Source organism: Phaeodactylibacter xiamenensis, assembly GCF_000759025.1.
In the GTDB taxonomy this organism is placed as follows: Bacteria; Bacteroidota; Bacteroidia; order Chitinophagales; family Saprospiraceae; genus Phaeodactylibacter; species Phaeodactylibacter xiamenensis.
Window position 1 is genome coordinate 1 of sequence record NZ_JPOS01000135.1, and the last position, 1,749, is coordinate 1,749.

Genomic DNA, 1,749 nt, shown 5'->3' on the forward strand with positions numbered 1-1,749 from the left:
AACGGCCCGGGCTACACGCAGGCCGGGATTCCTGAAATTAATCTTTTCATCCCATTTCACCAAAATAGCTGCGGTGGGCAAAGGCGAAATTGGCGTAGCCTGGCTTTGCCCGCCGCAGCGGACTCTTTTTTCTAATTTTTCAATGGAAGATTTTACCCGGCTTGTGTGTAGCCAATGTTCACAGCATTCGCGTTTTATCCCTTTTTTACAAAACAAGCGGCCATTTCTCTATTTTCGAAGACGAGATAAGGGGGCTTTTTTCAAGTTTACCCAATTCTCCGATTTCGGACCACCAATTTTCAGGCATAACTGATACCCTCATTTTGTTTATCGCCCGTAAAAACCAACTTAACCCAATGAAAATCATTCAATTATTCTCCTGCTAAATCTATTCAATGCACCTGCAAACCCTTAAGATTCAATCTTATTCGGGCATGAAACCTTATTTGCTCATTGATTTTCATTTACCGTCTGATTTTCATAAGCCCCCTGGACGCGGACTCCTTTCTTGATACCGTTTTAATTTCCATTCAACGGGGCCGCGGTAACGCTTGATCTAATCTTCAATTCGGGCTGTCACGATTCTCCTAAATCAACTATAAAACTGTAGAAATCTCTTTTGCCCCGCCTTAACAGTCCAATTCTCCAATGGACTAACCAATAAACACACATTTTCTGAATATTGATAATCAGGCACTTACCATTTCTTAGGCGGGGAGAATCCTTTTTTTCAAATTCTTACAGATACTGTTTTCTGTTGCGCGATTGTCTGTGAACGGCCCAGGCTACCCGCAGGCCCGGATTCTTGAAATTAATCTTTTCATCCCATTTCACCAAAATAGCGCAGGCATCAAAAGGCGAAACTGCCGAAGCCCGGCTTTTGCTGACTGCGCGGACTCTTTTTCTCTTTTTCCATTTTCAGGATTTTACCGGGCTTGTCGGGTAGCCAATGTTCACAGCATTCGCGTTTTATTCGATTTTTACAAAACGAGCGGCCATTTCTCTATTTTCGAAGATAAGATTAGGGGGCTTTCCCAAATTTTTCAAATTATCCGATTTGGACAACAAATTTTCGGGCAATACTGATACCCTCATTTATTTTATTGCTCGTAAAAATCAACTTAACCCAATGAAAATCATTCAATTATTCTCCAGCTGAATCTATTCAATGCACCTGCGAACCCTTAAGATTCAATCTTATTCGGGCATGAAACCTTATTTGCTCATCGATTTTCATTTACCAGTTGATTTTCATAAGCCCCCTGGACGCGGACTCCTTTCCTGATACCGTTTTTATTTCCATTCAACGGGGCCGCGGTAACTCTTGATCTAATTTTTCAATTCGGGCTGTCCCCATTCTCCTAAACCAACTATAAAACTGTAGAAACTTCATTTGCCCCGCCTTAAAAGACTTTTCTCCAATGGACTAACCAGTTTAAACCCAATTTTTGAATATTGATAATCAGGCATTTACTTTTTTTAGGCGGGGACAAGTTTTCATTTCAAATTCTTACAGATACCTTTTTCTGTTGCGCGATTGTCTGTGAACGGCCCGGCTACGCGCAGGCTGGGATTCTAAAATTACTCTTTTCGTTCGATTTCACCAATACTAGCGCAGACAGCAAAAGACGAAACTGCCAAAGCCTGGCTTTTGCTGACTGCAGCGGGCTTTTCATTCTCTTTTTTCAATCGTAGATTTTTACCCAGCTTGTGTGTAGCCATTGTTATGGGTTGCCGCTTTATTCTTTT

General features: G+C 41.6%; 1 protein-coding gene. It reads right to left on the reverse strand.

What is annotated here, in order from left to right; translation table 11 throughout:
- Nucleotides 1-216, reverse strand: a 216-nt coding sequence (locus tag IX84_RS34265; protein ID WP_238578361.1) for a hypothetical protein, incomplete at its 3' end; no start/stop codon positions are given.
- Nucleotides 217-1,749 lie beyond the last annotated feature (1,533 nt).